This window comes from Hyphomonas johnsonii MHS-2 (assembly GCF_000685275.1).
Classification (GTDB): Bacteria; Pseudomonadota; Alphaproteobacteria; order Caulobacterales; family Hyphomonadaceae; genus Hyphomonas; species Hyphomonas johnsonii.
Genome location: NZ_ARYK01000005.1, coordinates 199,952 through 213,114, shown reverse-complemented (window position 1 = coordinate 213,114; position 13,163 = coordinate 199,952). Strand labels below are relative to the sequence as shown.

Annotated in this window: 14 protein-coding genes and 1 pseudogene; 7 read left to right on the top strand and 8 right to left on the bottom strand. The window is 63.5% G+C overall.

Annotation, left to right across the window (positions count from 1 at the left end):
- Positions 1-109 precede the first annotated feature (109 nt).
- Positions 110-781, top strand: a complete 672-nt coding sequence (locus HJO_RS11690) for a DUF1013 domain-containing protein (RefSeq protein ID WP_035617045.1) — start codon at positions 110-112, stop codon at positions 779-781.
- 16 nt (positions 782-797) lie between these two features.
- On the opposite strand, the gene HJO_RS11685 is transcribed toward HJO_RS11690, so the two are convergent.
- The 3 genes from HJO_RS11685 to HJO_RS11675 form a co-directional block, all read right to left on the bottom strand.
- Complete coding sequence (locus tag HJO_RS11685) at positions 798-1,331, bottom strand: Smr/MutS family protein (protein ID WP_035617043.1); 534 nt, start codon at positions 1,329-1,331, stop codon at positions 798-800.
- 9 nt (positions 1,332-1,340) lie between these two features.
- Positions 1,341-2,561 (bottom strand): murein transglycosylase A, encoded by a 1,221-nt coding sequence (gene mltA, locus HJO_RS11680; protein ID WP_035617209.1) that lies wholly within the window; start codon positions 2,559-2,561, stop codon positions 1,341-1,343.
- Between the two features lie 68 nt (positions 2,562-2,629).
- On the bottom strand, positions 2,630-3,247 hold the full coding sequence (locus tag HJO_RS11675; RefSeq protein ID WP_035617042.1) for a Tim44/TimA family putative adaptor protein: 618 nt from the start codon (positions 3,245-3,247) through the stop codon (positions 2,630-2,632).
- Between the two features lie 135 nt (positions 3,248-3,382).
- Between HJO_RS11675 and secB the strand changes: the two genes are divergently transcribed.
- Entirely contained in the window at positions 3,383-3,895 is a 513-nt protein-coding gene (secB, locus tag HJO_RS11670) for a protein-export chaperone SecB (protein ID WP_035617041.1), read from the top strand.
- Positions 3,896-3,898: 3 nt separating this feature from the next.
- Here secB and dnaQ read toward each other — a convergent pair whose 3' ends face one another.
- The 5 genes from dnaQ to HJO_RS11645 are packed head-to-tail and all read right to left on the bottom strand — an operon-like array spanning position 3,899 to position 7,446.
- Positions 3,899-4,597, bottom strand: a complete 699-nt coding sequence (gene dnaQ, locus HJO_RS11665; RefSeq protein ID WP_084141939.1) for a DNA polymerase III subunit epsilon — start codon at positions 4,595-4,597, stop codon at positions 3,899-3,901.
- Positions 4,594-5,202 carry a dephospho-CoA kinase gene (gene coaE, locus HJO_RS11660; protein ID WP_035617039.1) on the bottom strand — a complete coding sequence of 203 codons (609 nt, stop codon included), beginning with the start codon at positions 5,200-5,202 and terminating at the stop codon, positions 4,594-4,596. The genes dnaQ and coaE overlap by 4 nt, the downstream gene beginning before the upstream one ends.
- On the bottom strand, positions 5,199-6,014 hold the full coding sequence (gene aroE, locus HJO_RS11655; RefSeq protein WP_035617038.1) for a shikimate dehydrogenase: 816 nt from the start codon (positions 6,012-6,014) through the stop codon (positions 5,199-5,201). The genes coaE and aroE overlap by 4 nt, the downstream gene beginning before the upstream one ends.
- Positions 6,011-6,607: a Maf family protein gene (locus HJO_RS11650; RefSeq protein WP_035617037.1), complete on the bottom strand. Its 597-nt coding sequence runs from the start codon at positions 6,605-6,607 to the stop codon at positions 6,011-6,013. Before HJO_RS11650 ends, aroE begins: the two co-directional genes overlap by 4 nt.
- On the bottom strand, positions 6,604-7,446 hold the full coding sequence (locus HJO_RS11645; protein WP_035617035.1) for a pyruvate, water dikinase regulatory protein: 843 nt from the start codon (positions 7,444-7,446) through the stop codon (positions 6,604-6,606). The genes HJO_RS11650 and HJO_RS11645 overlap by 4 nt, the downstream gene beginning before the upstream one ends.
- Before the next feature lie 347 nt (positions 7,447-7,793).
- Between HJO_RS11645 and hemE the strand changes: the two genes are divergently transcribed.
- The 5 genes and pseudogenes from hemE to mnmE all read left to right on the top strand — a co-directional run bounded on the left by hemE (position 7,794) and on the right by mnmE (position 13,138).
- A complete protein-coding gene (gene hemE, locus HJO_RS11640) occupies positions 7,794-8,831 on the top strand; it encodes a uroporphyrinogen decarboxylase (RefSeq protein ID WP_035617034.1) in 1,038 nt (345 codons plus the stop codon).
- A gap of 8 nt (positions 8,832-8,839) precedes the next feature.
- Positions 8,840-9,870: pseudogene (gene hemH / locus HJO_RS11635) on the top strand (ferrochelatase); the annotation flags it as partial.
- Between the two features lie 47 nt (positions 9,871-9,917).
- Positions 9,918-10,346: a CopD family protein gene (locus HJO_RS11630; RefSeq protein WP_035617033.1), complete on the top strand. Its 429-nt coding sequence runs from the start codon at positions 9,918-9,920 to the stop codon at positions 10,344-10,346.
- Between the two features lie 163 nt (positions 10,347-10,509).
- Positions 10,510-11,787 (top strand): transcription termination factor Rho, encoded by a 1,278-nt coding sequence (gene rho, locus HJO_RS11625; protein ID WP_035617032.1) that lies wholly within the window; start codon positions 10,510-10,512, stop codon positions 11,785-11,787.
- A gap of 16 nt (positions 11,788-11,803) precedes the next feature.
- The gene (mnmE, locus tag HJO_RS11620; RefSeq protein ID WP_035617031.1) at positions 11,804-13,138 is read left to right on the top strand and encodes a tRNA uridine-5-carboxymethylaminomethyl(34) synthesis GTPase MnmE; all 1,335 of its coding nucleotides are present in this window, start codon (positions 11,804-11,806) and stop codon (positions 13,136-13,138) included.
- Positions 13,139-13,163 lie beyond the last annotated feature (25 nt).

Here is a 13,163-nt window from a genome sequence, read left to right as displayed (position 1 = left end):
CAATGACTTATAAGGAATTCTAGGTTCCAAGCTTGCCTGAAACCCTGACCGCCCGGCACGTTGTGTCGGGCGGCTGCATTTCAGGCGCCAATGCCCCAAGGAGAATTCCATGCCCGAGATCCTGATGCCAAAGGCCACAGCGGTCTGGTTGCTCGACAATACGACCCTGACTTTCGGCCAGATTTCGGCCTTTTGCGGGCTGCACCATCTTGAGGTCAAAGGCATCGCCGATGGTGATGTCGCCGAAAACATGCGGGGCGTTGACCCGATCGCCGGTGGTATCCTGTCCCGCGAGGAAATCGCGCGCGGCGAGACCGATCCCGACTACGTGCTGAAGATGGCCGAATCCAAGATTGCCCACATTCCGCAGCCGCCCCGCAAGGGCAGCCGGTACACGCCGGTCATCCGGCGCCAGGACAAGCCGGATGCGGTTGCCTGGTTCATCCGCAACCACCCGGAAGTGTCCGATGCGCAGATCTCGAAGACGATCGGAACGACCAAGTCGACGATCAACAATGTGCGCGACAAGTCACATTGGAATTCGCAGAATATCCGCCCGGTCGACCCGGTGACACTGGGCCTGTGCTCGCAGATCGAACTTGACGACGTGATCGCAAGGGCAGCTGACAAGCGCCGGAAAATGGACGCTGAAAAGGCGGCGAACACCGAAGGCCCGGGCCTGCAGCCCGCTCAGGATGACGCTGCTGCCTACGAGCCGGAAGCCAAGGAAGAACCCAAGAAGGACGTCTCTGCCGCCGACGTCTTCCGCGACTTCAGCTAGTCTAACCCTGCAGTAGTTACTGCACTTTTCGCAAGAAAACATAGAACGCACCCGCGCCACCATGGCGCTGGTGTGCTTCGGCGTATCCTGACACGAGACGTCGGGCTTCGGCCGTTTCAAGCCAGGCCAGGAAGTTGCGTTTCAGCACACCTTCGCCGAGCCGTCCCTTTCCGGTGATGACCAGGACACAGCGCGCCCCGCCGGCCTGCTGGCCCGACAGGAACCCGGGCAGGGCCCGGGCGGCGGACAGCTGCGTGTGTCCATGCAGGTCGAACGTTGCAGCCACGACGAGCTTGCCCCGTTTGACGCGCTTCTCCTTCCCCCGGTTTGCGGGGGTGGCGGAGGGGGCCGGTGGGGGTGGCATGCGGGTGGCAGCGCCCGACCGTGTGGGCGGTGAGGGTGTGGCAGGGGACGGGTCAGGGGGCAGCCCGGCCTCCAGCGCGGAAATCATGGAATCGAAATCGTCGGGCCGAGGGCCGATGGGGGTGATCGATTTGGCGACGCGCGACCAGGCACGGGCTTCTTCGGCAGTCAGGCGGCGCTTGGTCATGTGCCCCGTCTAAGGCGCACTGGCCACGCCGCCAAGGGCTCCGGTGGACGCGGTACGCGACGATGCCAGCAGGCGGGCCGCAACGGCGCGCGGCAGCAGAACCCATAACCGGCCCGGCGCATTCATCGTGCCGGCCCGGTCGCCGGCAGCCATCCCGGTCCCGAAATAGAGATCACCCCGCACGGCGCCCTTGATGGCACCGCCGGTGTCCTGCGAGACGAGCAGGCCCGACCAGGCGCCGCCAAGGCCGGGAGCGCTGGTTTCAACAAACATGGGCACACCGAGCGGCTGGATGTCGGTATCGACCGCCATCGAGCCCAGCGGTGTGAGCGGCACGCCCTGGGCGCCGACCGGACCAAGAGAAGGGTCGCCTTCCGGTTCAGCCCGGAAAAAGACAAAACGCGGGTTCTGATTCATCGCGAGGCGGGCTTCGGCGGGACCGGCCCGGTCCATCCAGGCGCGGATGCCCTGCATGCTGGCCTCTCCCGCACGAATACGGCCCGTCTCGATCAGCCAGTTGGCGGTCGATCTGAAGGGCTGGCCATTATGCGCCGCATAGACCGCGCGCGTCGTCGAGCCGTCCGGAAAGGTCAGGCGGCCGGAGCCCTGGATCTGCAGGAAGAAGACGTCCGAAGGATGGGCATAGGCGATGGCGCTGACACCCCCGGCAACAATGTCCTTGCGCGCAGGGTAGGCCCGCGTCTGGCCATTGGGCAGGCGCTGGAGCGGCGAAGCGCCGTTGGGAATGAGGTCAGCGGGCAGCGCCGGAACCGGTTCGGTAAAGGGCGGTACGGGCGAGCGGCGCGCTTCGTACATCGGTTCGAAATAACCGGTGAACCGGCTCTTTCCGTCGGGCGCCGATACGCCGATCGGCACGAACAGCGTTTCCATGACGGTGCGGGCGCTTGCTTCATCGGCCACGACATCGAGTGCGGCGCAGGCGGCCGTCCAATCCGAAACCGATCCGGCCCAGGCGGCCTTGGCAGACAGGAGGCTGTTGCCGGGCCGCGTTTCGATCCGGGCGCAGCTGCGCTTGAAAGCTTCGAGGCCTGGAAGGATCTGCGCCGAATTCCAGCCCGGCAGCGCATGATAGGCCATGGGTGTAGAGGCCGGCGGCGGGGAGAAGACGGGTTGTTGTGGCGGCGCAACGGGAACTGGCCGCGGCGGCGGGGCGCTCTGGCACGACACCAGGACAAATGACAGGGTGAGGGCAGCCAGGGAGCGCAGCATCAGCTGTTTATGGAACGCTTCGGGCCGGCCTGTCACCTTAAACATCCGGCCCGATCAGGTCGGCGCTGCTAGCTGGCGATTTCGACGTCGTCGAGAATCCAGTTCGGATCGCTGGCTTTCACGTCCCGCATATAGGTCCACACTTCCTTCGCGGTCCGGGTCACTTCCCCGTCGCCGAGTTCTGCCTCGTAGCGGATCATGATGCGCGCGGTGCGCCCATCGAGTTCGGCGCTCTCGATCTCGGCGCGCTTGATGCGCAGAAGCTCGAAGACCTTTTCTCCGCTGGTCTCGCGAGCTGTGATCGCCGCGTCCCAGGCCTCATAGACATCATCGTCGAGCAGCGGGCGCAGCTTGTCCCGATCACCACGCGCATAGGCGGCGACGATCATCTGATAGGCAGACTTGGCGCCTTGCATGAACGCCGACAGCGAGAAGCTGTTATCGGCATTGTAGATGTCTTCGAGCCCACCGGCAGCAGGGCCCGTGAAGATCGGATGGTCGGCCGGCTCGCGCCGGTCACGCCGGTCAAGCGTGTCGACAGACGGCGCATCTGCGCCGGGTGCCGGGGACGCCGGGCGCTGGACGGGCCGGTCATTGCCGCCCCGACCCAGGGCCATGTAAAGGCGCGACAGCACGAAAAGCGCAATCGCGGCAAGTACAAGTACCTCTATAACTGGATCGAACATCGGGCGCGTTTTTCCTTTTAGCCACTCGGCTTGCTCACCCTAGATAGTCGCGACGCGCGCGATAAGCCAGTGATGCGTTGCGCCTTTTCTGGCTGCATGCTAGGCGCGCGGTGCGATCCAGGTAGAGGAAACATCATGACAGACACTAGCGCGCCGGGAAACCCCAGTGGCCCACAGGACCCCAATGGCACATCGGGACCCGCCGCATCAATGCGCGTTCTCGGCCAGTATGTGAAAGACCTGTCCTTCGAGAATCCTGGCCATCCGCCGGTGCAGACCCAACCGAATATCGATCTTGGCATCGATGTCGGCGCCACACCGCATGCCGATGGCAACGGGCTGTATGAAGTGTCGCTGAAGCTGTCGGCGAAGGCGACGGCGGACCAGACCGTGCTGTTCATCTCCGAACTGGACTATGCCGGCCTTTTCCAACTGCAAAATGTTGCGGAAGACCAGCTGGAACCCATGCTGCTGATCGAATGTCCGCGCCTGCTGTTCCCGTTCGCGCGGCGCATCATCGCGGAAATCACGCGTGAAGGTGGCTTCCCGCCGCTGCTGATCGACCCGGTCGACTTCGTACAGCTGTACCAGGCGCAGTATCGCCGCGCAGCCGCCGCTACGAGCGCAGGCACCGACACACCGCAATAGGCCTCAGGCGCGCTTCCAGAGCGTGTCCGGACCAAGGCTCTCGATAAACTCGGCATGCGCTGCCGCCTCTGCCTCCGTAATGCGCGGGGGCAGGGGCTGCGGGCGTTGGCTGGCCGGACGACGGGTTCCAGCGGTGGCCTGGTCTTCCGGCGTGTCGAAAGCGAAAGCACGGGCCCGGCCGCCGAGCAGTTCAAGGTAGACGCTTGCCAACAGCTGGCTGTCGAGCAGGGCGCCGTGCAGCGTGCGGCTTTCAAGCGAGATATCGAAGCGCTTGCAGAGGGCATCAAGGCTGGCCGGGGCACCCGGATATTTCCGGCGCGCCATGGCAGCAGTGTCGACCCACCGGTCATCGTGGATTGGCGCCCGGCCGCACAGGGCCAGTTCCATGTTGAGGAATCCCCGGTCGAAACCCGCATTGTGCGCAACGATGATGTCGTCTCCGACAAATTCGAGAAAAGCGTTGACGACGAGGGGGTCTTCGAAGAAGGGGGCATCCTTCAGGTGATCGTCGGTGATGCCGGTGATCCGAACAGTATCGGCCGATACGAGCCGCTTCGGGTTGATCAGCGTCCGGAATGTGTTCCCGGTCGGGATATGGTTGAGGAGCTCCACGGCGCCCATCTCGATGATGCGATCACCCTCAGCATGCTTGAGGCCTGTGGTTTCGGTATCGAAGGCAATTTCACGGATCGGATCGGTCATGAGTCCAGTTCCTCGTGCTTGCGAATCATGAGGGCGATTATGGCCTGAACATGGTCTCGCGCAAACTCGAAGCCGTGCGCCGTGGACAGGATGAAATCTGCCCGGGCGCGCTTGTCTGCGTCGGATACCTGCCGCGCGAGAATCGACTCGAACACCGCTTCGGTCATGTCCGGCCGGGACATGACCCGCTCCCGCTGCACGTCCGGTGGAGCGGTCACGACGAGGACGTAGTCGCAATACTGCCAGCCGCCCGTCTCGTAGAGCAGCGGGATATCAAGCACGACGAAGGGTTCACCTGCCTCGCGGGCCGCGGCGCGGAAATCGTGCTGGGCGGCGCCGGTCAGGGGATGGACGATGGCCTCAAGGCGTTTCATCGCAGCGGCATCATCGAGCACGCGCTCGCGCAGGCGCTGGCGGTCGATCGCACCATCGCTGGTCACGCCCGGGAAGGCGGCCTCGACCGGCGCAACGGCGGCGCCGCCCTTGCCATAGAGCTGGTGTACGGACGCGTCGGCGTCGTAGACAGGCACGCCGGCGTCCTGGAACAGGGCCGCTGTGGCCGACTTGCCCATGCCGATGGAGCCCGTCAGTCCAAGGATGATCATGTTGTTGCCTCCACGACGGCGCGGCAGCGTTGCTCGGCGGCTGCCATGTCCGGCAGGATACCGAACCAGTGTTCGAAACTGAACGCCGCCTGGGCGACCAGCATGCCGAGTCCGTCCAGCGTCTTCCAGTCCTGCGCGACAGCGCGTTCGCGCGTGGCGGCGGCGGCCCTGCCATAGTTGATATCGTAAAAGGTGCGGCCCCTGCCGGGCGGCAGGTCCAGCCCGCCACCCTCATAGCCAAGGCTGAGGGTGTTCACGACGATATCGGCAGTCGAAAGGTCCGCCAGACCAGCCTCGAGCGTGCGGATATCGGGCGTGATGTCGAGCCGGGTCGCAAGGGATTCGGCATGTGCGAGGGTACGGTTGCAGATCGTGAGGGCGGCGCGAAGATCCGTGAGGGCGACAGCAACGGCGTGAGCCGATCCACCGGCGCCGAGCAGGAAGACCCGCTTGCCGGCGACCTGGATACCGGCGGACTCCAGCGCATGCACGAAGCCCGGCGCATCGGTGTTTTCGGCATGCCAGCCGCCTGAATCGGTCCGGATGAGTGTGTTGGCAGCCCCAATGCGCATCACGAGACTGCCGGATGATTCCGCCAGCTGGAGGGCCACCTGCTTGTGCGGCAATGTGATGTTGACCCCGCGCGAGCCCTGGCGGGTCAGGGTTTCCAGCGCATCGGGGAGCTGGCCGGCAGGCACCTGCATCGCCCTGTAGTCGGCATCAATGCCATGCTCGCGCAGCCAGGCATTGTGGATCAGGGGGGATAGCGAGTGAGCGATAGGGTCGCCGATGACGCCATAGAGCCGGGTCATGAGGGCAGCACCCCACGCGTGCGCAGGTAGTCGAGAAGCGGCAGCAGCGGCAGGCCGAGGATCGAGAAATAATCGCCCTCGATGGCGGTGAAGAGCTGCGCGCCGAGCCCTTCCAGCTGGTAGGCGCCGACAGTGGCCAGGAGCGGTTCGCCGACCTGCTCGACATAGGCCGCGATGAAGGCTTCGCTGAGAGGGCGCATGGTGAGTTTCGGCCGGGCGAGGTGCCGCCAGACAGGCGCGCCGTTTTCGCAGATGACGATCGCCGTCTCCAGCGTGTGCGCCTTGCCCGAAAGGCGGCGGAGATGGTCTGCCGCAGCGGCGAGGTCAGCCGGCTTGTCGAGCGCGTCCCTGTCGATTGACAGCATCTGGTCGCCGCCAATGACGAGGCCCTCCGTGCTGCGCGACACCTTGATGGCTTTCAGCTCGGCAAGGCGCATGGCCTGGTCGCGGACCGACATGCCATCGGCCCGCATGGCGGCCCGTGCAGAATCTTCGTCCACGTTCGGCCTGACGCTGGCCGCATCGACGCCCGCAGCGGCGAGGAGCGCGCGCCGGCTGGCGCTGCCGGACGCGAGGGTGATGGCAGTACTCATTGTTGTGCACGCCGTTCATTGAGCATGTTCAGGATCGCCGCCGCCGTTTCTTCCACCGAGCGGCGCGACACGTCGATCGTCTTCCACTTGTTGCGCTGGAAGAGGCGGTTTGCCTGGGTGATCTCGTCGCGCACGGCGTCCTCGTCCGCGTAAATCGTGTGCTCGTCCTGGTTCAGGGAGATCAGGCGCTGGCGGCGGATCTGGACGAGGCGCTCGGCGCTGATCTTGAGGCCGACGACCATCGGATCCTTCTCGCCGAACTGCTCGAGAAAAGGAGGGATGGATACGCCCGGCACCAGCGGGATGTTGCCGGCGCGGACCTTGCGGTTGGCGAGGTAGACGCATGTCGGTGTCTTGGACGTGCGGCTGACACCGAGCAGGATGACATCGGCGCCGGTGAGGCCGTCGACATTCTGGCCATCATCATGGGCGAGCGTGAAGTTGATCGCCTCCATGCGGTCGAAATAGTCCTGGTCGAGGGTATGCTGGCCGGCGACCTTGTGGTTTGCGGCAATGCCGAGGTGCCGGCCGAGCATGGCGATCGATGCATCCAGGACAGGCAGGGTGGCAACACCGCGCTCGCGGCAGAAGGTCTCGAGGCGCGCCCGCAAGGCCTCGTCGGAAATCGTGTACCAGACCACGCCGGGCGCTGCTTCGATTTCGCGCATCACGCGTTCGAGCTGGCGTTCCGACCGGACAAGGTAGTAATTGTGCTCGAGCGGCTGCACGTTCTCGAACTGGGCACAGGCGGCACGCTGCACGGCATTCAGGGTTTCCCCCGTGCTGTCGGACACAAGGTGCACGTTGAAATAGATGCTGGGGCGTGGCGGCATGGACATGGCTCTATCTCTTGCCGAGGCACGCGCCGTTTCACAAGGCCTGTGTGCAACCTGTGGACAGGGGATTTGCCACACAGGGAGTCACAATCCATCCACACCGACGCGAATCTGACTCCCCATGGTTCCCGCTATGTTTCATCCTGTGACTCCACAAGGCGTGTTAACCTGCCATTAACCCCCGCAGGATCGGAGGGTTAAGAAGATCCTAACGGGGTGCGACACGGTGTGACTCGCGTGTGGAATTTGCTGGACAAATATCGCCAGTGGCCTTTCTCCCCCTATTACACCGCATAATAATCATAAGCGCCCTGACGGGCTTTTTGAGATAATGAAAGACAAGGCAGGTCATGGGGCAAACCAGCACATCCAAACTGATTTCGGTTCTTTCCGGCACGCCAGCCAAGACGCCTCCGGTATGGATGATGCGCCAGGCCGGACGCCACCTGCCTGAATATCTCGAGCTGCGCGCCCGCGCGAAGGACTTTCTCGACTTTTGCTACACCCCATCCATGGCAAGCGAAGCGACGCTGCAGCCGGTGCGGCGCTACGATATGGATGCTGCCATCCTGTTCGCCGATATCCTTCTGGTGCTCGATGCGATGGGACTGAAGGTCGAGTTCCAGAAGGGCGTTGGCCCGCTTGTCCAACAGATCAGCAGTGCTGCGGATCTCGGGAAAGTACCTGCCAGGCTCGCTGCCGACCGTCTGGCGCCTGTTTATGAAACGGTGTCGCGTGTCCGCGAAGCCCTCGCGCCGGACAAGGCCTTGATCGGATTTGCCGGATCACCCTGGACGGTCAGCCTCTATGCCATCGAGGGGCGTGGCAAGACTGACAAGTCGCTGGCCTGGCGCTGGGCGCATGGCAGGCCGGAAGAGCTGCAGTCCGTGATGGACCATGTGATCGAGGCGACGGCGCATTATCTTGCGCGGCAGGTTGAAGCTGGCGCTGACGTGCTGATGCTGTTCGACAGCTGGGCCGAGGGCCTGCCTGACAATATTTTCCGGGAAGTGATCATTGCGCCGACAACACGGCTGGTTTCGCTGATCCGCGAGATGGGAGTCACGGTTCCGATTATCGGGTTCCCGCGCGGCGCAGGTGTGATGCTGGGCGAGTATGCGCGCGAGACAGGCGTATCGGCCGTGGGCCTGGATACAGCGGCAGTGCCTGGATTCGTGAATACGAGCCTGCCGGAGAACCTGCCTGTGCAGGGGCATCTCGACCCGCTGTTGCTGATCGAAGGTGGCGGACGAATGGACGCACGCATCCGTGAACTGGTGGCAGCCTATTCAGGTCGGCCCCATATATTCAATCTCGGGCATGGCGTCCGACCGGACACGCCGATTGCGAATGTCGAGCGCGCCCTGAACATCCTGCGGGAAGGCTGACCTCCGTCATGGGCAGGAAGATCGCTGTTGTCTTGTTCAATCTAGGGGGTCCGGATCGCCCGGAAGCCGTGCGGCCTTTCCTGCGGAACCTGTTTGACGACCCGGCGATCATCCAGGCGCCAGGACTTGTCCGCTGGGCACTCGCGCGGTTCATTTCCCGTACCCGTGCACCGATGGCCCGCAAGAATTATGCAATCATGGGCGGGGGATCTCCCCTCCTGCCGGAAACCGAGAAGCAGGCAGATGCATTGCGTGCAGATCTCGCCGTCCAGTTGCCGGACGACGAAGTGAAGACCTTCATCGCCATGCGCTACTGGCATCCGTTCACGAAGGCCGCAGCCAAGGCCGTCAAAGCTTGGGGCGCGGACGAAATTGTCCTTCTGCCGCTCTATCCGCAATTCTCGACAACCACGACGGGTTCGTCGCTGGCAGAGTGGAAGCGGCATTATTCAGGTCCGACGCGGACGGTGTGTTGCTATCCATTCGCCGAAAGCTTTGTCAGCGCACATGTCGACCGGATCATGGCGGCACACGAGCAGGCGGGCCGGCCGGAGAATGTTCGCTTGCTATTGTCGGCGCATGGCCTGCCTGAAAAGATCGTCGAGGCGGGTGATCCCTACCAGTGGCAGTGCGAGACCTTGTCCGCGATGATTGCCGCGCGCGTGCCGCAGGAGTGGGATGTCGTCGGCTGTTACCAGTCTCGCGTCGGCCCGTTGAAATGGATCGGCCCGGCAACCGATGCGGAGGTCGAGCGCGCGGCGACCGACAAGAAGAACATCCTGATTGCGCCGATCGCGTTCGTTTCCGAGCATATCGAAACGCTGGTCGAACTCGGCGAGGAATACCGCCTGCTGGCCGAAAAGCATGGCGCACCGAGCTATACACGGGTCGAGGCGTTGGGAGATCATCCGGATTTCATCGCGGTGCTGGCAGGCGAAACCCTAGCGGCACTTGGTATGGCCGGACGGATCCGGTCATGTGCCGGCAGCCGGCTCTGCCCAACCGGCGCGACGGGGTGTCCGCATGCAGACGTGGTGCGCACGGCGGGCCATGCCGTGTCGCTGGCAGCAGAAGAGGAGCAGGCCCGTGTTGTATGAATGGGTACGCGCATTTCACATTATTTGCGTCATCGCGCTGATGGCGAGCCTGCTGATCTATCCGCGGTACAAGATCCACCAATTGTCGAGCGCGCCAGGCGAGCCCCTGTTCGAGGCAATGAAGAAAGCGTCGCAGCAATTGCGCATGATCATCATGAATCCGAGCCTGATCCTGGTCTGGCTGCTCGGGCTGACCATGCTGTGGCTCAATCCCGGCCTGCTGTCGCAAAGCTGGATGCATGTGAAACTTCTGCTCGTGCTGATCCTGTCGGCTTTGCATGGGCACTTCATTTCGGTCGGCAAGAAGGTTGACCGCGGCGCCGACGGCGTGTCCGTGCGGCGTCTGCGCATGATGAACGAAGTGCCCTTCGTGCTGATGATCGCCATCGTCATCCTGGTTGTCGTCGAGCCGTTCTGAGGCGGCACGGGCATTCATGCCTTGACGAAGCAGCCCTGGTTGCCCCATATGCGCGGCAATCGGCGCACAGTCCTTGTGCAGCGCGTTCTCCTGTTCGCCCGGTTCCCCACATTCAGTCCTGACCCGACCCACATCCGGATTCCACCCTAAATTGGCTTTATCCATGCTCGACAACGTTACCAGCGTCACCTTGCGCGAACTCAAGGCAAAATCTCCCGAAGAGCTTCTGGCCTATGCCGAAGAACTCGAGGTCGAGAACGCCTCCGCGCTCCGTACGCAGGACATGCTCTTCGCCATTCTCAAGGAACTGGCCGACAGCGAGGTCGAGATCACCGGCCAGGGCGTGCTGGAAGTCCTCACCGACGGTTTCGGTTTCCTGCGCTCGCCGGAATCGAACTACCTGCCCGGCCCGGACGACATCTATGTCAGCCCGGAAGTGCTGAAAAAAGCCAATATCCGGACCGGCGACACGGTTGAGGGCCCGATTACGGCCCCGCAGGACAGCGAGCGCTACTTCGCGCTGACCGACGTGTCGCAGATCAATTTCGAGGAGCCGGAAAAGGCTCGCCAGAAAGTCCACTTCGACAACCTGACGCCGCTTTATCCCGAAGAGCGGATGAAGATGGAAAGCCGCGATCCGACCAAGAAGGATCGCTCCGGCCGCGTCATTGATATCGTCGCACCCATCGGCAAGGGGCAGCGCGCCCTGATCGTTGCTCCGCCACGGACCGGCAAGACGGTTCTGCTGCAGAACATTGCTGCTGCAATCGAGGAAAACCACCCGGAATGCTACCTGATCGTGCTGCTGATCGACGAGCGCCCGGAAGAAGTGACCGACATGCGCCGCACCGTGAAGGGCGAGGTGGTTGCCTCGACGTTCGACGAACCGGCAACCCGCCACGTCCAGGTCGCGGAAATGGTGATCGAGAAGGCCAAGCGGCTGGTCGAGCACAAGCGCGATGTTGTCATCCTCTTGGATTCCATCACGCGTCTTGGCCGCGCCTACAACACGACCGTCCCGAGCTCCGGCAAGGTGCTGACCGGTGGTGTGGATGCGAACGCCCTGCAACGCCCGAAGCGCTTCTTCGGCGCAGCCCGGAACGTGGAAAACGGGGGCTCACTCACTATTGTTGCGACGGCGCTGATTGATACCGGCAGCCGGATGGACGAAGTGATCTTCGAGGAATTCAAGGGTACGGGTAACTCCGAAGTCGTGCTCGACCGGAAGATTGCCGACAAGCGGACCTTCCCGGCCATCGACATCATGAAGTCCGGCACGCGGAAAGAGGAACTGATCACGCCTGCCGACCAGCTGTCGAAGATCTACATCCTGCGCCGTATCCTCGGCCCGATGGGAACGAACGATGCGATCGACTTCCTGATCGACAAGCTGCGCCAGACCAAGACCAACGACGAGTTCTTCGAGGCCATGAAGAACTAGGCATGATGGAGCGCACATGAGCGAGCGCGACACGATCTGCGCCCTCGCTTCGGGCGCGCCGCCGGCTGCGATAGCGATCCTGCGCCTTTCGGGGCCGCAGGTCCGCATGCTCGCCGAGCAGCATCTTGCGTGCGGTGTTCCGGCGCCGCGTCACGCAACCCTCACCGACATGACCGATGCGGACGGCGCCCTGGTCGACCGGGGCCTTGCTGTCTTCATGCCGGGGCCTGGCAGCTATACCAGCGAGGATACGCTGGAACTCTACCTGCATGGCGGGGCAGCAGTGATTGCGCATGCGCTGGCCACGCTGACCGCGCATGCCGGTGTCCGGATCGCCGAGCCGGGAGAATATACGCGCCGTGCATTCGAGGCCGGAAAGCTGGACCTGACCGAGGCCGAAGGCGTCGCGGATATCATCGAAGCCGAAACGCGCGCGCAGAAGGCTCAGGCGCTGAGACAGCTGGGCGGCGGCCTGTCGGAGACCTATGCGACATGGCGGACGGAACTGACTGGCGTTCTGGCGCTGGTTGAAGTCGCCATTGATTTCCCGGATGAAGGCGATGCGCCCGACAACACGACCGCGCCGATCCTGAAGAAACTCGATCGCGTCATTTCCGAGATCAAGTCAGCATTGGGCGATGGCGGGATCGGCGAACGGATTCGCGACGGGTTCCGTGTGGCCATTATCGGTGCGCCGAATGCCGGCAAGTCGACGCTGCTCAACCGGCTGGCCCGGCGCGACGCCGCGATTGTCAATTCGGCCGCCGGGACGACACGGGATGTCATCGAAGTGCGCCGGGTGATGGGTGGCCATGTCGTCTGGATCGCAGATACAGCTGGCCTGCGGGCCACCGACGACGAGATTGAGGCCGAAGGCGTGCGCCGGGCCGAACAGGCAGCGCGGGACGCTGACCTGCGGCTGTTCCTGGTCGACGGCGCCGCACCCGATACAAGTGCTCTTTCTACGGACTATAAAACTGATACGGATCTCGTGGTCCTCAACAAGTCGGATATCGGGTCCCTGCCGCCTGGCATTGTTGCCGACCATGTGATCTCGGCCAGGTCCGGTGACGGCGTTGCGGACCTGGAACAGGCGATCGCTGCCTTTGTCGGGCGCCAGGCTGCGTCGGTCGAAGCGCCCGTGATCACGCGCCAACGCCACCGGGCCCGGCTCGAAGACGGATTGCGCAGCCTGGAAACGGCGCGCGACATGCTGGCCGAAGGCGTGGGCGCCGAACTTGCGGCCGAAGACGTGCGCATGGCGTTGCGCCAACTCGGCTCGATTATCGGGACGGTTGGCGTGGAAGACGTGCTGGGCGCAGTGTTTTCCGAGTTCTGCATCGGTAAATGACCCCTAGGGTTTGACGGCCATCGCC